This is a genomic window from Pseudomonas sp. DD1, from assembly GCF_044510355.1.
Classification (GTDB): Bacteria; Pseudomonadota; Gammaproteobacteria; order Pseudomonadales; family Pseudomonadaceae; genus Aquipseudomonas; species Aquipseudomonas shahriarae.
The window spans coordinates 35,324-53,511 of the sequence record NZ_MSAJ01000037.1 but is presented as its reverse complement, the minus strand read 5'-3'; the positions used below and the strand labels follow the sequence as shown (position 1 = coordinate 53,511).

Annotated in this window: 19 protein-coding genes and 1 pseudogene; 10 read left to right on the top strand and 10 right to left on the bottom strand. The window is 61.6% G+C overall.

The genetic code is table 11. From position 1 onward, the window contains the following. The first annotated feature begins 256 nt into the window (after positions 1-256). Together PSFL_RS23420 and metE are read left to right on the top strand one after the other, a co-directional pair. Positions 257-1,030 carry a M12 family metallopeptidase gene (locus tag PSFL_RS23420; RefSeq protein ID WP_315493105.1) on the top strand — a complete coding sequence of 258 codons (774 nt, stop codon included), beginning with the start codon at positions 257-259 and terminating at the stop codon, positions 1,028-1,030. A 119-nt stretch (positions 1,031-1,149) separates the two neighbouring features. Beyond that, positions 1,150-3,438: a 5-methyltetrahydropteroyltriglutamate--homocysteine S-methyltransferase gene (gene metE, locus PSFL_RS23415; protein ID WP_057438681.1), complete on the top strand. Its 2,289-nt coding sequence runs from the start codon at positions 1,150-1,152 to the stop codon at positions 3,436-3,438. A gap of 535 nt (positions 3,439-3,973) precedes the next feature. Here the strand turns inward: metE and PSFL_RS23410 are convergent. Beyond that, positions 3,974-5,137, bottom strand: a complete 1,164-nt coding sequence (locus PSFL_RS23410) for a DUF1624 domain-containing protein (protein WP_397470533.1) — start codon at positions 5,135-5,137, stop codon at positions 3,974-3,976. Between the two features lie 134 nt (positions 5,138-5,271). Between PSFL_RS23410 and PSFL_RS23405 the strand changes: the two genes are divergently transcribed. Continuing rightward, complete coding sequence (locus PSFL_RS23405; RefSeq protein WP_397470532.1) at positions 5,272-5,817, top strand: DUF924 family protein; 546 nt, start codon at positions 5,272-5,274, stop codon at positions 5,815-5,817. Positions 5,818-5,909: 92 nt separating this feature from the next. After that, positions 5,910-6,542: a glutathione transferase gene (yfcF, locus tag PSFL_RS23400; protein ID WP_115128003.1), complete on the top strand. Its 633-nt coding sequence runs from the start codon at positions 5,910-5,912 to the stop codon at positions 6,540-6,542. Here yfcF and PSFL_RS23395 read toward each other — a convergent pair. The 3 genes from PSFL_RS23395 to PSFL_RS23385 are packed head-to-tail and all read right to left on the bottom strand — an operon-like array spanning position 6,517 to position 8,332. Further along, positions 6,517-6,792, bottom strand: coding sequence for a hypothetical protein (locus tag PSFL_RS23395; RefSeq protein WP_057438677.1), 276 nt, complete (start codon positions 6,790-6,792; stop codon positions 6,517-6,519). The genes yfcF and PSFL_RS23395 overlap by 26 nt on opposite strands. Positions 6,793-6,839: 47 nt before the next feature. Next, complete coding sequence (locus PSFL_RS23390; protein ID WP_057438676.1) at positions 6,840-7,589, bottom strand: creatininase family protein; 750 nt, start codon at positions 7,587-7,589, stop codon at positions 6,840-6,842. Between the two features lie 44 nt (positions 7,590-7,633). Next, positions 7,634-8,332 carry a murein L,D-transpeptidase catalytic domain family protein gene (locus PSFL_RS23385; RefSeq protein WP_115128004.1) on the bottom strand — a complete coding sequence of 233 codons (699 nt, stop codon included), beginning with the start codon at positions 8,330-8,332 and terminating at the stop codon, positions 7,634-7,636. A gap of 37 nt (positions 8,333-8,369) precedes the next feature. On the opposite strand from PSFL_RS23385, the gene PSFL_RS23380 reads away from it, so the two are divergent. From PSFL_RS23380 to PSFL_RS23370, 3 genes are all read left to right on the top strand, one after another. Next, the gene (locus tag PSFL_RS23380) at positions 8,370-9,935 is read left to right on the top strand and encodes a L,D-transpeptidase family protein (RefSeq protein ID WP_115128005.1); all 1,566 of its coding nucleotides are present in this window, start codon (positions 8,370-8,372) and stop codon (positions 9,933-9,935) included. A 129-nt stretch (positions 9,936-10,064) separates the two neighbouring features. After that, complete coding sequence (locus tag PSFL_RS23375) at positions 10,065-10,442, top strand: type 1 fimbrial protein (RefSeq protein WP_115128006.1); 378 nt, start codon at positions 10,065-10,067, stop codon at positions 10,440-10,442. A 129-nt stretch (positions 10,443-10,571) separates the two neighbouring features. After that, positions 10,572-11,783 (top strand): TPM domain-containing protein, encoded by a 1,212-nt coding sequence (locus PSFL_RS23370; RefSeq protein ID WP_397470531.1) that lies wholly within the window; start codon positions 10,572-10,574, stop codon positions 11,781-11,783. Between the two features lie 14 nt (positions 11,784-11,797). On the opposite strand, the gene PSFL_RS23365 is transcribed toward PSFL_RS23370, so the two are convergent. From PSFL_RS23365 to PSFL_RS23350, 4 genes and pseudogenes are all read right to left on the bottom strand, one after another. After that, complete coding sequence (locus PSFL_RS23365; RefSeq protein WP_115128008.1) at positions 11,798-12,289, bottom strand: GNAT family N-acetyltransferase; 492 nt, start codon at positions 12,287-12,289, stop codon at positions 11,798-11,800. Positions 12,290-12,370: 81 nt separating this feature from the next. After that, positions 12,371-12,808 carry a GNAT family N-acetyltransferase gene (locus PSFL_RS23360; RefSeq protein WP_115129384.1) on the bottom strand — a complete coding sequence of 146 codons (438 nt, stop codon included), beginning with the start codon at positions 12,806-12,808 and terminating at the stop codon, positions 12,371-12,373. Positions 12,809-12,925: 117 nt separating this feature from the next. Further along, positions 12,926-13,153, bottom strand: a pseudogene (locus PSFL_RS23355) (ASCH domain-containing protein); the annotation flags it as partial. Positions 13,154-13,181: 28 nt separating this feature from the next. Continuing rightward, entirely contained in the window at positions 13,182-13,784 is a 603-nt protein-coding gene (locus PSFL_RS23350) for a response regulator transcription factor (protein ID WP_057438671.1), read from the bottom strand. 110 nt (positions 13,785-13,894) lie between these two features. Here PSFL_RS23350 and PSFL_RS23345 point away from each other — a divergent pair, with 110 nt between their 5' ends. Then, entirely contained in the window at positions 13,895-15,508 is a 1,614-nt protein-coding gene (locus PSFL_RS23345; protein WP_115128009.1) for a hybrid sensor histidine kinase/response regulator, read from the top strand. Here the strand turns inward: PSFL_RS23345 and PSFL_RS23340 are convergent. After that, positions 15,501-15,833: a hypothetical protein gene (locus tag PSFL_RS23340; protein ID WP_057438669.1), complete on the bottom strand. Its 333-nt coding sequence runs from the start codon at positions 15,831-15,833 to the stop codon at positions 15,501-15,503. The genes PSFL_RS23345 and PSFL_RS23340 overlap by 8 nt on opposite strands. Before the next feature lie 192 nt (positions 15,834-16,025). On the opposite strand from PSFL_RS23340, the gene PSFL_RS23335 reads away from it, so the two are divergent. Beyond that, positions 16,026-16,496 (top strand): GNAT family N-acetyltransferase, encoded by a 471-nt coding sequence (locus PSFL_RS23335; protein ID WP_115128010.1) that lies wholly within the window; start codon positions 16,026-16,028, stop codon positions 16,494-16,496. Here the strand turns inward: PSFL_RS23335 and PSFL_RS23330 are convergent. Then, positions 16,477-16,971, bottom strand: a complete 495-nt coding sequence (locus PSFL_RS23330) for an HIT family protein (protein WP_115128011.1) — start codon at positions 16,969-16,971, stop codon at positions 16,477-16,479. The genes PSFL_RS23335 and PSFL_RS23330 overlap by 20 nt on opposite strands. Before the next feature lie 135 nt (positions 16,972-17,106). Between PSFL_RS23330 and PSFL_RS23325 the strand changes: the two genes are divergently transcribed. Further along, positions 17,107-17,436 (top strand): DHCW motif cupin fold protein, encoded by a 330-nt coding sequence (locus PSFL_RS23325; protein ID WP_115128012.1) that lies wholly within the window; start codon positions 17,107-17,109, stop codon positions 17,434-17,436. Positions 17,437-18,188: the final 752 nt, after the last annotated feature.

Below are 18,188 nucleotides of genomic sequence, written 5' to 3'. Positions count from 1 at the left end.
AAAAGGACAGGCATTGTGCCCGCACTTGCTCAGGATCGAAAGGTTAGTCAGCGGAATTTGCAGGCTTGGGCCTACAGGCCACTCAGGTATTGGTCATCAAATGGGTGCATAACCGTGTGGCCAGGCGGTCAGGCAGTGGTTTAGTCGCCAGGCGCACGCTTGATCGTCACGCGTAAACCCTTGTCATGGCCCCAGTGGAACCTATAGCGCCGAATTACGACGTAATGGGAAATACATCGCTGCTGGAGCTACGACTTTGACTGTCCAACTGAACGCTCACTCATCTGCCTATCCACCGAACTACCTGCCCAACGAGAACGCCGATCAAACTGCCAAGGAAGAGGTTGCTGCGTCTTCCAGGCAAAAGCGTGGGGTGGCGTCAGCTTCGGCGTTATGGCCACAACACTCAGTCATAAGAATTTCCCTGATGGGCATGAGTAAAGCGCAAGAAGAATTTACCAAAGCCAACATCAATAAATGGGCGCCTCACGTCAATCTGCACTTTGAGTTCACTGACGCCGCCGACGGGGATATCCGGATTGCCGCAGACAACGATATTTCCGGTGGGCATTCGTACTTGGGTACCCGCTCGCTCTATGTACCGCCCGACAAACCTACAATGGTCATCGGCCTCAAGGGTGGGCCGAATGCTTATAACGCCGGTACGATCCAGCATGAGTTCGGTCATGTTTTGGGGTTGCAACATGAACATCAGCACGAAAACAATGATTTGGATATCAATTGGTCCGAAGTCAAGAAAACCTACATGGATAAAGGTGGGGAGAAAGAACTAAAAGCGAATTTTGGGCCGTTGGTTTCCGATGTTGTGTCATCTGACTATGATCGTAAATCCATCATGCATTATGGTTTCAATTCATCCTGGCTCAACAGTGGAGATGCTATTGGGGACAACAATGAGCTCTCCGAGGGTGATATCCACTTTGTCCGCTCGCTCTATCCACCCGAGGTCAAGAAAAAACCAGTTTCTGCCAGTTGGTGGGACTTCCGTCACGTTCAGCCGTCTCCATAAAAAGCCTGGGGTAGGCCGATCATGAGCGAGATTCGTGATCATCTACAGTAAAATGAGTTTGTCTCATTATGACCCGCTGCCGACAATAGCTCCCATACCAACACATTGGAGTTTTTGTCATGGCTGTCGCTCATTCCCTTGGATTTCCGCGCATTGGACGCGATCGTGAACTGAAAAAAGCGCAGGAAGCGTTTTGGAAGGGTGAGCTGGACGAAGCCGGTCTGCGCGCCGTCGGCCGTGAATTGCGGAAGACCCACTGGGACTTGCAGAAACAGGCCGGCATCGAGTTGCTGCCGGCTGGGGATTTTGCCTGGTATGACCAGGTGCTGACCCATTCGCTGATGTTTGGTGTGATCCCCGAGCGTTTCCGCCCGGCTGATGGGCATGCCACCCTCAATACCCTGTTTGCCATGGCCCGTGGCGTCAGCGACAGCTGCTGCGGCGGTGCCCACGCCCAGGAAATGACCAAGTGGTTCGACACCAACTACCACTACCTGGTGCCTGAATTCAGCGCGGACCAGCAGTTCCATCTGGGCTGGGACCAATTGTTCGAAGAAGTCCAGGAGGCCCGCGACCTGGGGCACACCGTCAAGCCGGTGGTGATCGGGCCGCTGACGTACCTGTGGCTGGGCAAGGCCAAGGGCGGTGACTTTGACAAGCTCGACCTGCTCGACCGCCTGCTGCCGCTGTACGGGCAGATCTTCCAGCGCCTGGCGGACCTGGGCGTGGAATGGGTGCAGATCGACGAGCCGATCCTGGTGCTGGATCTGCCCCAGGACTGGAAAAACGCGTTTGAACGCGCCTACAACCTGATCCAGCGTGACCCGCTGAAAAAACTGGTCGCCACTTACTTTGGCGGGCTCGAAGAAAACCTCGGCCTGGCGGCCAACTTGCCGGTCGATGGCCTGCACATTGATCTGGTGCGCGCACCTGACCAATACCCGACGATTCTCGACCGTCTGCCGGCCTATAAGGTGCTGTCCTTGGGGGTGGTCAACGGGCGGAGCGTCTGGCGCTGCGACCTGGAAAATGCCCTGGCTACCTTGCAGCACGCCCATGAACGCCTAGGTGATCGCCTGTGGGTTGCGCCGTCCTGTTCGCTGCTGCACAGCCCGGTGGATCTGGGGCGTGAAGACAAGCTCGACGCCGAGCTGAAAAGCTGGCTGGCCTTCGCCGTACAAAAGTGTGAAGAAGTCGCCGTGCTGACCCAGGCCATCAACCAGCCCGAAGCGCCGAACGTGCTTGCTGCCTTGGCCCAAAGCCGCGCCGTGCAAGCGGCCCGCGGGGCCTCGCCGCGTATCCACAAACCGGCGGTACAAGCTCGCGTGGCGGCTATCACCGCCAAGGACAGCCAGCGCCAGTCGCGGTTTGCCCAACGCATCGCCCAGCAGCGCGCCGGCCTCGACTTGCCGCTGTTCCCGACCACCACCATTGGTTCGTTCCCGCAGACCGCGTCGATCCGCCTGGCGCGCCAGTCGTTCAAGGCCGGCAAGTTAAGCGAGGCCGAATATGTCGAGGCGATGCACAGCGAGATCAAGCACGCCGTTGAAGTGCAGGAAAACCTTGGCCTGGACGTGCTGGTGCACGGTGAAGCCGAACGTAACGACATGGTCGAGTACTTTGCCGAACAGCTGGACGGCTATGTATTTACCCGCTTTGGCTGGGTGCAGAGCTATGGCTCTCGCTGCGTGAAACCGGCGGTGATCTTCGGCGACCTGAGCCGCCCGAAAGCCATGACCGTGGAGTGGATCCGCTATGCCCAAGGCCTGACCGACAAGGTCATGAAGGGCATGCTGACCGGCCCGGTGACCATGCTGATGTGGTCATTCCCCCGCGAAGACGTGAGCCGCGAAGTGCAGGCCCGGCAACTGGCGCTGGCGATCCGTGACGAAGTGGTGGACCTGGAAGCGGCGGGCATCAAGATCGTACAGATTGATGAAGCGGCGTTCCGTGAAGGCCTGCCCCTGCGCCGGGCCCAGTGGCAGCACTACCTGGACTGGGCCACCGAAGTGTTCCGCCTGTGCGCCTCGGGTGTGCGTGACGAAACCCAGATCCATACCCATATGTGCTACAGCGAATTCAACGACGTGATCGAGTCCATCGCGGCGATGGATGCCGACGTGATCACCATCGAGACTTCCCGTTCGGACATGGAACTGCTGGACGCGTTCGAAGCCTTCGCTTACCCGAACGACATTGGCCCGGGGGTCTACGACATCCACTCACCCCGGGTGCCCGACGCCTCGGAAATGGCCAACCTGCTGCGCAAAGCCGCCCAGCGCATCCCGGCCGAGCGCCTATGGGTCAACCCCGACTGCGGCCTGAAGACCCGCGCCTGGCCGGAGACGGAAGCGGCGTTGATTCACATGGTTACAGCTGCCCGGCAATTGCGCGCTGAATGGGCGTAACTGCGGCTGACACAAATCCCATTGTGGGAGCGGGCTTGCCCGCGATAGCGGCAGTCCAGTGACTACTTCTGGCAACTGACCCACCGCCATCGCAGGCAAGCCAGCTCCCACATTTGAATTGTGGCGGCACCAAAACTCTCTGCCACGCGCAGCCCCCCTGTGGGAGCGGGCTTGCCCGCGATAGCGGCAGCCCATTCACTACTTCTGACAACTGACCCACCGCCATCGCAGGCAAGCCAGCTCCCACATTTGATTTGTGGCGGCACCCAAATTCTCTACCACACGCAGACTCCCTGTGGGAGCGGGCTTGCCCGCGATAGCGGCAGCCCAGTCACTACTTCTGACAACTGACCCACCGCCATCGCAGGCAAGCCAGCTCCCACATTTGATTTGTGGCGGCACCAAAACTCTATGCCACGCGCAACCCCCCTGTGGGAGCGGGCTTGCCCGCGATAGCGGCAGCCCATTCACTGCTTCTGGCAACTGACCCACCGCCATCGCAGGCAAGCCAGTTCCCACATGTGGATCTTTGTGCTCAAAGGTATTTGAGCCACGCTATATCCCGCCGCCGGGCCTTCAGCCGGGCAAACCAGCGCACGGGCAGGTACAACGCCAGCGGCAGTAACAACGCCACCAGCCACACCGCCCCCACGCTGTCGAACCCAAAGTGCGTCCCCTGGTTTAGGCCAAACAGCGCCACCCCCATCACGTACAACACCTTCAGCACATACAGGTGCAGCAAGTAGAAGAACATCGGCGCCGCGCCGAACACCGCCAGTATGTCGATCCAGCGCCGCTGCCCGGCGCGTTCAAAGGCCAGCAGCAACAGCAGCCCCACGCCCAGGGTCAGCGCCAGGAACAGCAATGACGGCGGATACTTGGTGATATTGAAGAAGCTCATCCAGGTCTGCACCGGGCTGTCATGGCTGTGCCACGGTGCCTCACCGTAACCATTGATCGTGCGCAACACCCCAAAGCCCACCAGAGCGCAAATGCCCGCCAGCAACAGATACCGCTGACGCCGCGCCGCCGGCATCGCCCCGGTAAACCAGGGGCCGAGGCTGTAACCCAGGGCAATCACCCCGATCCACGGCAACACCGGGTAGGTCGTGCGCAGGCGCAGGGTGTCGCTCACCTCGATCCAGCTGCGCTCATGCAGGATCGTCCAGGGAATATGCCACGCCGACCCCGCCGCGCAATGCACGCCATCGAGTAGGTTATGCCCGCCAATGATCACCAGCGCCAGGCCGATCAGCAGCGGGCGGGGCAGCCACACCAGTGCGGCGAGGGCGATCATGCTCACGCCGATGGCCCAGATCACCTGCATATAGATCACGCTGGGGGGCAGTTGGAAGGTCCAGGCGAAGTTCACCAGGGTAAATTCCAGCACCACCAGGAACAGCCCGCGCTTGAACAGAAACGCCGCAACATCGCCACGGCCTTGGTACTTTTCGCCGTACAGATACGCCGACAAGCCGGTCAGCAACACAAACACCGGCGCACACAAGTGGGCCAGGGTGCGGCTGATAAACAGCGCCGGCTCCGTGCTGTCGATGCTCATCGGGTCGCTGACCTGGCGGTGCAGCAGGAACGTCTCACGCACGTGGTCGAGCAACATGAACAGGATCACCAGGCCGCGCAGGGCGTCGATGGAGAGCAGGCGTTGGCGTAAACGGGCAGCGGGAACAGCGTCGGTCATGGTGCAGGGTCGCCGGCGGGAATGTAGGGGCGGTTATCTTATAACATTCGTCGGCAGCTGTGGATTTCTCAGTCGGAATCGGGCCCTGCAGGTGCTAGGGTAGGGCGCAGACTTTGACCACCCTGGAGTGACTTATGAGCGTCCTCGTTGATATCAAGGCTGTCGTGCAATTCTGGATGGCGGCGGGCCCATCACGCTGGTTCAAGAAAGATCCACAGTTCGATGCCGAGTTTGGCGCCCGCTTCCACGAGGCGCACTTCCAGGCAGCCAGGGGCGAACTGGAACACTGGATGGACGAGCCCGACGGCGCGCTGGCGCTGCTGATCCTGCTCGATCAATACCCGCGCAATACCTTCCGGGGTACCGCCCATATGTTCGCGACCGATCCACTGGCCAGGGCTTATGCCGCACGTATGATCGACGCCGGGATGGATCGGCTGATTGATCCGGCATTGCGGGCGTTTTGCTATTTGCCTTTCGAACATTCCGAAAGCCCTGAGGACCAACAACGGTCTTTGGTCTTGAACAAGCAGCTCGACGCCAGTACCTATCACTGGGCCAAGGAGCACGCCGAGATCATCGAGCGATTCGGTCGCTTTCCGCACCGCAACGCGGCGTTGGGCCGGGTGACGACTGAGCAGGAGCAGGCGTTTCTCACGGGCGGCGGATTTTCTGGCTAGTATTCCTCGCGGGAATGGGCCGATAAAAAAGCGACATTGTATTTATCGCCGCACATCTCGTAGCGTGGCTGCTCACCCAAGGAGATGCCACCGTGACTGACCTGCCGATGCGCTTGTATGTCGATGCCCTGTTCACCAGCCCGTATGCAATGTCGGTGTTTGTGACCCTGCGGGAAAAAGGCCTACCGTTCGAGGTGCGCCCCCTCGACCTTGACGCGCTGGAGCAGCAGTCTCCGGTGTTTACCGGGCTGTCCGTGACCCAGCGGGTGCCGACCCTGGAGCAGGCTGGGTTTGCCTTGTCCGAGTCGTCGGCGATTACCGAGTACCTGGAGGATGTGTTCCCGCAGGTGCCGGTGTATCCCAGGGAGCCGCGCCAACGTGCGCGGGCACGGCAGATTCAGGCATGGTTGCGCAGCGATCTGCTGGCGATCCGCCAGGAACGCTCCACACTGGTGGTGTTTTGCGGGGTCCAATATGGCCCGTTATCAACCCAGGGCCAGGTGGCGGCCGACAAGCTGATTGCGGCGGCGCAGCAATGGTTGGCCGAGGGCGACGACTACCTGTTTGGCCAATGGTCGATTGCCGATGTGGACCTGGCCGTGATGCTCAACCGGCTGATCCTCAATGGCGATCCGGTGCCCGCGCGGTTGGTGGCATATGCCCAGCGTCAGTGGCAGCGGCCATCGGTACAGGCCTGGGTCAACCAGGCACGTCCGGCGTTGTAGCGCCCAGCGGCCATTCCTGCGCGACCCGGCGGTCGAGGTCTTCCCAGTCTTCCATGCCGAGCACCCGGGTGGTGTTCAGGCCGCGTATGTAGCCGCGCAACTGCTGGGCGGCGGCGCTGGCCTGATCGGCATCGGCAGTCGGGTCCTGCAGGACGTTTTCGTACTCGATCAAATAGTCGGCAACGCGCTCGCGATACTCTGGCAGGACGGCGTTGCGGATGCGATCAAAGGTCTTCTGATGGGGTTTCATGGAGAGGTCCTTCTTATAGATTTTATTGTGTGCCGGTGTCGCAACCGTCAGTTTGGCATGGCTTCGCGGCTGAAAGCCTCCACTGCGGACACCAGGCCCTTGGCGGCCAGCACCACCAGTTCAGCGCCTTTCTCAGGCGTTGCCAGGGCCGGGTCGGAACCCATCCGGCCATCCGGGTGGCGGGCGCGGAAATCCTGGGCCTCGCGGATCGGGCCGGAAGACGCGATCTGCGGTGAATAGTCGGCGGTCTTGATCAAGTCCGGATAAGCCCATTGGGTAATCGCAATCTCGGAAGGGGTGGCATGGGTGCCATGCCCCGTCGGGAACTGCGCGCGCGCCAGTTCGCCAACACCTTCCAGGTCCCACCAGTTGCACAGCTTCAAGGCAAAGCCGGCAGGGCGACGGGCGAAGCTGGCCTCGGCGTACAGTTCGGAAAAGGCGGCTTCGATGGTGGCGATATTGCCGCCGTGGCCATTGAGAAACAGGATCTTCTCAAAGCCGTGGGCCGCCAGGGAGCGGGTCCAGTCACCGATGGCGGCGATAAACGTCGACGGGCGCAGGGAGATGGTGCCGGGGAACCCAAGGTGATGCTGGGCCATGCCGATATTGAAGGTCGGGCCGACCAGGATATCGGCGTCTTTTTGCGCGTGATGGGCAATGATTTCCGGGCACATCCAATCGGTGCCCAACAGGCCGGTAGGGCCATGTTGTTCATTGGAACCGATAGGAATCACCACGGTGCGGCTACGGTCGAGAAATTGGCTTATCTCGATCCACGTTGACTGGTGCAAAAGCATTGGAGGTTCTCTCTCTGGTCAGGCTCGGCCTTCCAGATACTACCTCAACCGGCGCTGGCGATCTGGCGCGGCTTGCAATTGAGGTAGGGCGAGGATTTCAGCCAGCGCTGGTCGGGGTACCAGGAAAACATGAACTGTCCATCCTTGAGTTTGTCCACCACCTGGCGCGCCACCTGCGGTCGCACGGCGGGGCAGCCCTGGCTGCGGCCGATGCGGCCTTCACGCTTGCTCCACAAGGGGCTGACGTAGTCGGCGGCGTGGATCACGATGGCACGGTCGCGGGCCTGGTCATTGAACCCCGGCTCCAGGCCGTCCATGCGCAGCGAGTAGCCATGGGTGCCCTGGTAGCTTTCCTGGGTGCGGAACAACCCGAGGCTGGATTGATGGCTGCCTTCGCTGTTGGAGAACTGGGTGGCGAAGTTTTCCCCGGATTTTTGCCCGTGGGCTACCAGGTCGCGTAGCACCAGCTTTTTTTGCCGCAGATCGAAAATCCACAGGCGACGGGCGGTCGAAGGTTGTGAGTAGTCGATCACGGCCAGGCGTTCAGAGCGTTCCTGGCCGTTATTGACAGCACACTGCATCGCGCTGAGGGCACTTTTAAGTACAGTGGGATTGAGTTCTGGAGCCGAGCGCGCCAGGCTGTTATACAAGGTATGAGGTTTGGCATTCTCTGCGAAGGCACCCGTACAGAACGCGCCCAGGGCGGCGGCGATCAGGCCGAGTCGGCAGTAAATATTCAGCATTTATCAAGCATCTCCGCCGTAGATTGGAGCTAAGCCATTGTTCAAAAAACACGCATGTTACTTGAGCCTTTGCTTGCTCGTAGCACCATTGGTCGCCATGGCCGATGAACTGCCGGTCGAGCCGCCAAACCCAGTACAGCTGGCACTTGGGCAGTTGTCGAGTGTTTGCCCCGATTTGGCGACCCAACTGGATACACCGGCCGAGCTGCGGCTGCAGGCTTTTTACCAGCAACAAGGCAATGCTGCCCTGTGGTCGGTGGACGATCGCCGAACGGCCCTGCAGGGCCAGTTGCTGTTGCTGGCCGACGACGGCCTCGATCCGGCGCACTACCGGCTGCCCGACGTGGCAACCACCAGCAATGTGCTGTGTACCGACTTCGCAACCAGCCAGCACTACCTGCAGGCCCTGCATGACTTGCACTATGGCCGTTTGCAGCAGGCCCATTACGAGCCGCTGTGGCATTCCCAGCCGCCAACTGAGGATCCGGCCGTTGCGGTGCTGGCCCTGGCCAACGCGGGGCTTGCGGACATGCCGGCGGCGTTCGACCAGGCCCGGCCCGCAGCCGGTCTGTATCGTAGCCTGCGCGCGGCGTATGCCACCCAACGCCTGCAACCCTTGCCGCAGTGGGGTGTGATTGCCGACGGCCCATTGCTGCGTCCCGGTGGCGAAGACCCACGGGTGCCGGCCCTGGCCCGACGCCTGGTCAGTGGCGGCCAGTTGGCGAGCGTGCCCAAGGGCAATCAATACGGCAATGAGCTGGTGGCGGCGGTGAAGCGCTTCCAGGCCAGCCATTCGCTGCAAGCCGACGGGGTGATCGGCCCGGGCACGGTGGCCGAGCTTAACGTCAGCCCGGCGGTGCGCCGCGAGCAACTGCGGGTCAACCTCGAACGTTTTCGCTGGCTGGCCCAGGACCTGGAGCCGGATGGCATTCTGGTCAACGTCGCGGCGGCGCAGTTGAGTGTCTACCAGGGTGGTGTGCCCGTGTGGCAGACCCGCCTGCAGGTGGGCCGCGCCGAACGGCAGACGCCACTGCTCAAGTCGCGCATCACACGCCTGACCCTCAACCCTACCTGGACCATCCCGCCGACCATCATGCGCGAGGACAAACTGCCGGCCATCCGCCTGAACCCGGAGTACCTGCGCCAACAGAACCTCAAAGTGCTCGACAGTGAAGGCCGCGCCCTGTTGCCCGAGCAGGTGGACTGGTCGCACCCCGGCAACATCCTCCTGCGCCAGGACGCCGGCCCGCGCAACCCGCTGGGCAAGATCGTCATGCGCTTCCCCAATCCATTCTCCGTGTACCTGCACGATACGCCCAGCCAACCGTTGTTCAGCAAGGGGCCACGGGCGTTCAGCTCGGGGTGTGTGCGGGTGGAGCAGCCGATGCTGCTGCGCGATCTGCTGGTGAACCCGGCAGAAAAAGCGCGGACCGAGGAATTGCTGGCGACCGGGCTGACCCATGAGTTCCGCCTGGCCACGCCGGTCCCGGTGTTGCTGGGGTACTGGACGGTGCAGGTGGATAGCCAGGGGGCGTTGCTGTACGCGCCGGATATCTATGGCCGCGATGGCGTGCTGTTGAAGGCCCTGGGCGCGGTCCTGTAGGTGCGCAGCGACGCGCAATATGAGACCCGGTTGGCATCCTTGAAAAATTAACCATCAGGCATTTCTCAAACACTCAAGAAACCGACCAAGCTTGCCGACGTGATGGGTACATACCCAGGAGCGTTCAATATGAGCAGTCAACGTTTGGCAGTCGGTATCAGCCTGTTTTTCGCGCTCGTCAGTGGCACTGCCCAGGCGGCGCCCGTGAGCCACGGCGTTATCCATTTCCGCGGCAGCATCGTCGAGGCAACATGCACTACGGGCGATGGGGCGGGGGCGACATTGGCCCTGAGTGGTTGCCCGCAGTTTGTACCCGCAAGCAACGTCAGCGCCCAGGGTGTCGAGCCGGTGCGTACCGTCAGTGCCTTGGACCACTCGGTGGTCAAGGTCAAGATGGTGACTGAAACGCGCAATGGTCGTTACTTCGATCGGCAATACAACTTGAGCGATGCGGCAGGCAAACCGTTGCGTTCAGGGGCTTACCTGGTGACGCTGAGTTATCCCTGATTGTCGCGATGTCGAAGGTCCGGCTCGCAGGGGCGTGTTGCCACGAACTTTTCGCGTCAGCCTGGAGATTCAATGCGCGTTGATCAGGTAAAGTCGGCGTCTTCAGGATGAAACGTCAGGTAACAAACTATGGGGCAGTTTATACGGCAATCGGTCTTGGGCCTGCTGGTCATGGTGTTCACCACGTTGGCCGTGGCGCAAACGGCGCCGCCAGCATTGGAGAATGTACCGCTGAACCAGCGGGTGATCGACCTGACCCATACCCTGGATACCTCGACCCAGCAGCGTCTGACTGAGCAACTGGCAGACCTCGAACAACGCAAAGGCGCGCAAATCGCTGTGATACTGCTGCCGAGTACGGGCGACGCTGACCTCGAAACATTCACCACCCAACTGTTTCGCGCCTGGAAATTGGGGCGCAAGGGCATCGACGACGGTATTTTGCTGCTGGTGGTCAAGGACGACCGCACTGTGCGGATCGAAGTCGGTTACGGCCTGGAGGGGGTGGTCACGGACCTGTTGAGCCACCGGATTATCGAGGAGCAACTGAACCCGGCGTTTCGCCAGGGCGATTACGCTGGCGGTGTGCAGCGCGCCGTGGACGCCCTGACCGTGCTGGTCGAGGGGGGGGACTTGCCGGCAGTAGACCAGACCCGCGAAACAGTGGATGAAACTGCGGTGTTGCTGGCGCTGATTCTGGGGGCTGTCGGCGGGGTGCTGCTGGCCTCGGGCAAGCTGCATTGGCGCCGCGGCCTGATTGCCGGCCTGGTGCTGACCGTGTTGCTGACGGCACTGGCCGCGATCAATGGCAAGGCCTGGCCGATCTATGTGCTGGCGCTGCCGTTTTGTATGTCGATCAGCGCGGCCCTGTTTGGCGCGTTATGGCAGGCCAAGGCGGTGTTTTATTGCGTAGTGGGGCTGATGACCTACAGCATCGGCCTGGGGTTGGTGGATCACTACCTGACTGAAGTGTCCTTTATGAACTGGCTGGCATGGCCGCTGGCCGCGCTGGCGGTGCTGGGCCTGTACCTGATCCTGTTCGCGGCGATGAAAGCCGCCTGGAAACACAGTCGGCTGGGTTTTTGCGTGCAATCGGTGATGGTGCTGGGGGTCTATGGCGCGGCGGGGTACATGCTGGAGATGGGGCTTGATGGCTGGTTGTTCGCCTGGCCCATCAGCTCGTTCGCGGCGTTGTTCATTTATGGTCAGGGCACGGGCGGGTCGAGCTCCGGTTCCAGTGACCGTTCAAGCTCCAGCTCCAGCTCAAGTTCAAGCTCCGGTGGCGGGTTTTCCGGTGGCGGCGGTTCCAGCGGCGGCGGTGGGGCCTCAGGGAGCTGGTGAGGCCCCGTGCCGGCTCAGAGCGTCATCACCATTTCATGCCAAGCCATCCCGCCGTGGTCTGACGCCGAGGGCTGCACATACTGGTAACCCATGCGTGTGTACAGCGGCACATGCTGCTCCTTGCACATCAAGTGGATGGTCTGTTTGCCCATCCCGCGCATGCGCTGCACAAAGGCTGTCATCAATTGCCTGGCGTAGCCCTTGCCCTGGTGCGCCGGGTCCACCACCACCGACATGATCACTACATTCGGCGCATCCGCTGAGTGCCCCACCAACTCCTTGAAGGCCTCATCCGACATCACCACATCATGGGCGCAACCGCCGTTGATAAAGCCCACTACCTGACCGTCCGCTTCCAGAATCAGGAAGCCTTGCGGGTACAGGGCGATACGCGTGGCGATCTTCTCCAGGGTCGCGGCTTCATCGCCCTCATAGGCGCTGATTTCGATCTCGTAGCAGCGGGGGGCGTCTGCCGGCGTGGCGTTGCGCAAGGTGAGGGCGGGCATGGGGATTCCTGGGCTGGGCGATTGAACGAGGGGCTGCATGATAGCGGGGTCGGTGCGCTGGCGAAAATCCCAGTGCCGGGCTTATTGCCGGTGCTTCTCCATCCGAATATCCCCGCCCGCCAATTGCTCCACCACCACCCACCCCAGGCGCTGGTAAAACCCACTGGCCCGGCTCGCTTGGGCGGTTTCCAGCCAGATCTGTCGATGGTGCTGGAACAACAAGGCTTCGGCCTGCTCCATCAGTTTGCGGCCCAGCCCGCGGCCTTCGAATTCGGGGCGGATGAAGGCGGCAAATACACAGCCGTCGTCGATATCGGCCATGGCAAACCCGACCGCTACACCTTGCACCTCGGCGACCCAGACGCAGGGCGCTTGCTGCATGGCTAGTTGGATGGCATCGGGGGTGATGCCCATTTCTGCCAACTGCTCGTGGGACAGGTGGTTTTCCCTGACGCTGGTGCGAATGTCGAAGATGGCGTCGATATCTGCCGGGGTGGCGACTCTGATAGGGCTGTTCATGCAGTTCTCGCTGTTATCCATGAATTCAACGTCGTAGATCCCGCGTGCCGCCAGGGCGGTGAAGGGGCGGGTGAGCGGCCGTACATCACTCAGTTCCCAGGCGAGCCAGCCTTCCTCGAAATAGCTGGCGCAGGCCGCTGGCACGTCCTCGGGGGTGAACGCACGCACTGCTTTTACCCGCACGATGGCGACGGCCACGCCGGTTTCATCTTCATCGCCATCGGTATGCAGGAAGCGCCCGTTCTCGACAATCAGCAGGTCCTGGGAAGGCTCCAGTTGTGGCTGCCAGCGGCGGATTTCCAGGGTTTTTTCGCCTGCGGCGATGCGGCTGCCGCTGGGGCGCACGATGGAGAGGGCTTTGATGGTGCTGCTCCTAAAGAGGGGTGTTGTACTTCACTGCCGCCGCTGCCCGCGATGGCACGTTCAGACTTCTCAACAACCCCGACACATGGATGCGCACGGTAAACGGCGAAATATCCAGGGCCTTGGCGATTTCCTTGTTGGTCTTGCCTTGGGCGATCAGTCGCAACACCTCCTGCTGGCGCGCGGTCAGGGTGTTGGTGTCCAGGGGCAACAGCCCCGAGGGGGCGAACTTGACCAGCACCTCGCCCTGGCGGATGGCGAGCAGGGCCTGGCCGATTTCTTCGGGGGCGATGTTCTTGCCGATAAAACCATCGGCGCCCAGCGCCATCACCTGTTCGATCAACCCCGGGTCATCGACCATCGACACCACGATTAGCGTGGTGCGCCGCAGTTGCTGGCGCAGCTCGCCCAACTGGCTGATACAGGTCAGGCCGGGGAAGCGCAAATCGAGGATCAGGGTGTCGACTTCGCTGCCGCTCTTGAGCAGGTGCAGCACTGTATCCAGGTCGCCGGCCTGTTCCACGCGGGCCTCGGGCAGCAGGCGTTGCACGGTGCGCAGCATGCCTTCGCGGAACATGGGATGGTCGTCGGCGATGATGATCCGGCATGTCATGGTGTGCTCCTCCCTGGGGCCAGGTTCTGTGGCGTGCTACTTTACCACTCTGCTCAGCGCCTGCCTGCTGGGGGCACAGTTTAGACGATGACCGTACAAGGACGTTGCCCATGAAGTTCGTGAAAGACGCCGAACTGGACCAAGCCAACCTGCGTATTGTGGTGGCCGTCTGCGCCATTGTGTACATCAGCCTGCTGGGCTTTTTGCCGGGGCAGTCGATGGACCGCTATGTGCCGGTGATTATTTATATTTGCCTGTTTCTGCTGGTCTCGGTTGTGCTGCGTCAGGTGATTGCACGCTGGCCCGGGCATTACCCGGCGCGACGGGTTTTCGGGATGATCCACGACTACACCGGCACCTCGTTCGGCCTGGTAGTCGGCGGCGAGGCGGCATTGCCGCTGTATGCGGTGATGGTCTGGGTCAACCTGGGCAATGGCATGCGCTATGGCTCGCGCTACCTGGCGATTGCCACGGGCCTGGCGTTGCTGGCGCTGCTGATTGTGTATCGGCTGACCCCGTTGTGGCAGGCGCAGCCCTTTATGGTGCTGATGCTGATGATTACCAGCACGGTGATCCCGGTCTACGCCCACCTGCTGCTGGAGCGCACGCGCAAGGCGTCTGAAGAGGCCACCGCCGCCAACCTGGAAAAGTCGCGCTTCCTCGCCCAGGCCAGCCATGATCTGCGCCAGCCCATCCACTCCATCGGCCTGTTTACGGCGTGCCTGCGTGAAGCGCGGTTGGGCGATGAGGAGCGGCGGCTGGTGGACAATATCGACCGTTCGCTGCTCAACGTCTCGCAGTTGTTCCGCTCCATTCTCGATCTCTACACCCTCGACAACGGCCGGCTGCTGCCCAAATACCAGGTGGTGCACCTGGGTGAGTGGCTGGCCGACCTGCTGCGGCAAAACGCCGAAGCCGCACGCTGGGCCGGCGTAGAACTGCGCCTGCGCCCCTGCGCCCACTGGGTGCGGGTGGATCCGGCGCTGTTGGCAACGATGGTGCAGAACGTGCTCTCCAATTGCTTCAAGTACGGCGGCCAGCGCCCGGTACTGATCGGCGTGCGCCAGCGCGGCGGCGAGGTGCGGGTGGAGATTCACGACCAGGGCCGGGGGATTGCCGAGGAGCATCTGCCGCGGGTCTTCGAGGAGTTCTATCGCGTCCGCCACCTGCGCGACAAGGACGTCGAAGGGGTCGGCCTGGGTTTGTCCATCGTCAAGCGTCTGGGGCAGTTGATGGGCATGGACGTGGTGCTGCGCTCCCGGGTGGGCCATGGCACGTCCGTCAGCCTGCGCGGGTTGCACCTGGCGACCGCGCCCCACCAACCCCCGGTGCGCGACGATGCACGCCAGGCGGGGTTGTTGACCGGCTTGAAGGTGTGCCTGGTGGAAGATGACCACAACGTACTGCTGGCCACCCAGGCATTGCTGGAGCGTTGGGGCTGCCAGGTGCAGGCGGAGTCGAGCGGGCATAACCTGGTCAGCGATTGCGACATCATCGTCGCCGACTATGACCTGGGCAACCACGCCACCGGTATCGAGTGCATTGACCGGTTGCGCGCACAGCGTGGCGTGGCGGTGCCGGCGCTGATTCTGACCGGGCATGAGGTGGAGAAGATCCAGGTGGCGCTGCACGACCGGCAGATCGCCATTTTGTCCAAGCCAGTGCGCCCCGCTGAACTACGGGGCACCCTGCGCGACCTCAGCCAGGGGCCGGTTACTAGTTAAACGGCGTCAACCCGTTACCCCGGGCGCCCTTGGGTTGGCAGTAGGCGGCGGGTTTCATCATGCCAAAGCTGGCCACTGCAAACATCCCGCCGCTGGCACCGCTGGGCACGGAGCAGTTGTAGTCACCGGAAGCGGTGCTGGCGATGTAATAGGTGGTCATGGAGTCGCTGCGGACATTGGAGACACGCTTGACCGGCTCGCCGAGGTTGGTTTCCGAGAGGGTCTTGAGGTGGTCTTCGGTAGGCTTGATATTGCTGCAACCGGCAACACCGAGCATCAGGGCGCCCAACAGGGCAAGGCGGGCGACAGGGGAGTGCAGTTTCATGGCGTGTCTTCCTTGGGGTTGTTTTAGTGTTTTCAACGCACAACGATCCCTTGCACGGCGGGTTCGACGTGCTGGCGGGGAGCATTGGAGTACCGGGGAATATAGCGCCGGGGGCCTGCGGGGTCGATTAGCACAAGTGTGCTAATGGCACCTTGAGGTCACGGCAAACAGAGTTAATTCTGGGAGATTCGCATGCTGCAAATCAGACGCGCCACCGACGACGATGGCCCCATCGCCTTCGACATTCGCCGTCAGGCGATCCGCGGCCAATGCATCGGCGCCTACACCGCCGAACAGATGCTGACCTGGACCCGTGGCGCGGCCGAGGACGGCTATACCGCGCTAATGACCAAGCCGTTTTACCTGGGCTGCGTCGATGGCGAGCCGGTCGCCACGGGCATGCTCGACCCGGCGCACCGGGAAGTGGGGGCGCTGTTTGTGCTGCCCGGTTTTATCGGGCGCGGTTTTGGCCGGCAGATGCTTGAGCACCTGGAGCAAGTGGCGCTGGAGTTGGGGATTGAGGAGGTGGTGCTGGACGCGACGTTGAATGCCGCGCAGTTCTATCGCAGCCGTGGTTATGAAGGCTGCGAACAGTCCATCTATCATTCGCCTTCGGGGCTGGAGCTGGCGTGTATCCCGATGGTCAAGCGCCTGACTGTTTGAACGCCGCCCGCAGCCGCTCGATCACGCCCGGCACCGTGAGCCCGGCCGTCGCGGGTGGCGTCGGGTTCTCACCGAACTCGCGCCAGATAAACAGGGTGAGTTCGGCCCCATCCGTCGCCGCTTGCCCGTTGCTGCCAGTGCCGAAGTCTTGCAGCACCCGGTAGCGCTCATCCTCCCAGAACAGCGTTTCGACCCAGTCGTAGACCGGGATCAAATGAAAATGCAGCGGGAAGCCGGGCATATGCCCAAAGCGGCTGATGTATAGCCACTTGGGTTGGAGCTGTACTTCCATCACCCGCTGGGTTTTCGCCAGCAGGCCACCCATTTCCGCCAGGGCCGCGTCGGGCAGGTCAGCCAGCGAGCTGATTGGCGTCTTGGCCCCCAGCATCAAATAACCGGGCAGGGCCGAGGCCAGGTGATGGTTGAGCAGCCAGTGTTCGGTTTCGTGGAGGATATGGGACGGAGCAATGTGCATGGCCGGGCACCTGGGTCGGGCCGGCAGGATACCAAAGGCAACCCCCTGTATCCCAGAAATGGGCGCGATCTGTGTCTTTCGACGGGCGGGTCTTGTGGGTACTGTCCTGCTCTTTGCTTTAACGCTGAGGCAATCATGGATCTACTGGCTACCCCTTTTGGCACCACCGACTGGTCGACCGTCGAACCAGAGTTGCACCCTGGCGAAACCGGCAGCGCCCTATGGCGCACCTGCCATTTCGGCACCACCCGCGTGCGCATGGTGGAATACAGCCCTGGCTACCTGGCTGACCACTGGTGTTGGCGCGGTCATGTGTTGTTGTGCCTGGAGGGGGAGTTGCAGACCGAACTGGAGGATGGCCGCCAGTTCACCCTGACGGCGGGGATGAGTTATCAGGTGGGCAATGACAGGGACGGGCACCGGTCGAGCACAGCCACCGGGGCCAGGCTGTTTATTGTGGATTGATTAGTCGTCCATCGGCTGAGATGGATCCATCGTTGGGGTTTTCAGAGTTTGGTGTCTCGGCACAACTCCCGTATTTGATGGGCGGTGTGGCACAATGCTCTGCGCTCGGCAAAGATCCCTGTGGGAGTTGGATTGCTCGCGGTGGCCATAGGTATCCTCTTCTGGGTATGTGTACATATCCGTTGCTGCGGTTATGGCCACTTAGGGTTCCGCCCTTACGGCGGCTCACTTTGGAAGAGCCCCAAAGTAAGCAAAGGGCTCTTGCCCCACCACTCGGTGCCTCGCCTAGGCTCGGCATGCCCGCAGTCAGGCATTGCTCCGTGGGCCCGCCGCGATCGGCCATCCATGGCCGTGTCGCGGCTACCCCGGCATCCATGCCGGGGTGCCCACTGCGCAATACCTGCCTGCGGCCATCGTGGTTTAACGGGGCGCCTAAGATCAAGATCAAAAGCCAGATCAAAAGCAGAGCAACAGCAACAGCAACAGCAAAGCCAAAGCGCGAAGCTACATTCCCCCCTGTGGGAGCTGGCTTGCCTGCGATGGCGGTGTATCAGTCGATAAATGTATTGGCTGATACACCGCCATCGCAGGCAAGCCAGCTCCCACAGGTATATGCGCACGCCTCGACGATCAGGTCGGCTGTCAGGCCGCCTCGCTTTGCTTTTGATCTGAGGCGCCCCGTTAAACCACGCTGGCCGTCATCCGATTTTGATTTGGGGGGTAACCCGGCAGGACGCCGGGTTAGCCGCGCT

What these genes read in the sequence shown, in the direction of transcription:
- PSFL_RS23335 (WP_115128010.1), top strand. Translation starts at nt 16,026, where the DNA reads ATGCTGCAAATCAGACGCGCCACCGACGACGATGGCCCCATCGCCTTC.
- PSFL_RS23350 (WP_057438671.1), bottom strand. Translation starts at nt 13,784, where the DNA reads ATGACATGCCGGATCATCATCGCCGACGACCATCCCATGTTCCGCGAA.
- PSFL_RS23395 (WP_057438677.1), bottom strand. Translation starts at nt 6,792, where the DNA reads ATGAAACCCCATCAGAAGACCTTTGATCGCATCCGCAACGCCGTCCTG.
- metE (WP_057438681.1), top strand. Translation starts at nt 1,150, where the DNA reads ATGGCTGTCGCTCATTCCCTTGGATTTCCGCGCATTGGACGCGATCGT.
- PSFL_RS23385 (WP_115128004.1), bottom strand. Translation starts at nt 8,332, where the DNA reads ATGCTGAATATTTACTGCCGACTCGGCCTGATCGCCGCCGCCCTGGGC.
- PSFL_RS23370 (WP_397470531.1), top strand. Translation starts at nt 10,572, where the DNA reads ATGGGGCAGTTTATACGGCAATCGGTCTTGGGCCTGCTGGTCATGGTG.
- PSFL_RS23325 (WP_115128012.1), top strand. Translation starts at nt 17,107, where the DNA reads ATGGATCTACTGGCTACCCCTTTTGGCACCACCGACTGGTCGACCGTC.
- PSFL_RS23410 (WP_397470533.1), bottom strand. Translation starts at nt 5,137, where the DNA reads ATGACCGACGCTGTTCCCGCTGCCCGTTTACGCCAACGCCTGCTCTCC.
- PSFL_RS23365 (WP_115128008.1), bottom strand. Translation starts at nt 12,289, where the DNA reads ATGCCCGCCCTCACCTTGCGCAACGCCACGCCGGCAGACGCCCCCCGC.
- PSFL_RS23360 (WP_115129384.1), bottom strand. Translation starts at nt 12,808, where the DNA reads ATGAACAGCCCTATCAGAGTCGCCACCCCGGCAGATATCGACGCCATC.
- PSFL_RS23405 (WP_397470532.1), top strand. Translation starts at nt 5,272, where the DNA reads ATGAGCGTCCTCGTTGATATCAAGGCTGTCGTGCAATTCTGGATGGCG.
- PSFL_RS23375 (WP_115128006.1), top strand. Translation starts at nt 10,065, where the DNA reads ATGAGCAGTCAACGTTTGGCAGTCGGTATCAGCCTGTTTTTCGCGCTC.
- PSFL_RS23330 (WP_115128011.1), bottom strand. Translation starts at nt 16,971, where the DNA reads ATGCACATTGCTCCGTCCCATATCCTCCACGAAACCGAACACTGGCTG.
- PSFL_RS23390 (WP_057438676.1), bottom strand. Translation starts at nt 7,589, where the DNA reads ATGCTTTTGCACCAGTCAACGTGGATCGAGATAAGCCAATTTCTCGAC.
- PSFL_RS23345 (WP_115128009.1), top strand. Translation starts at nt 13,895, where the DNA reads ATGAAGTTCGTGAAAGACGCCGAACTGGACCAAGCCAACCTGCGTATT.
- PSFL_RS23340 (WP_057438669.1), bottom strand. Translation starts at nt 15,833, where the DNA reads ATGAAACTGCACTCCCCTGTCGCCCGCCTTGCCCTGTTGGGCGCCCTG.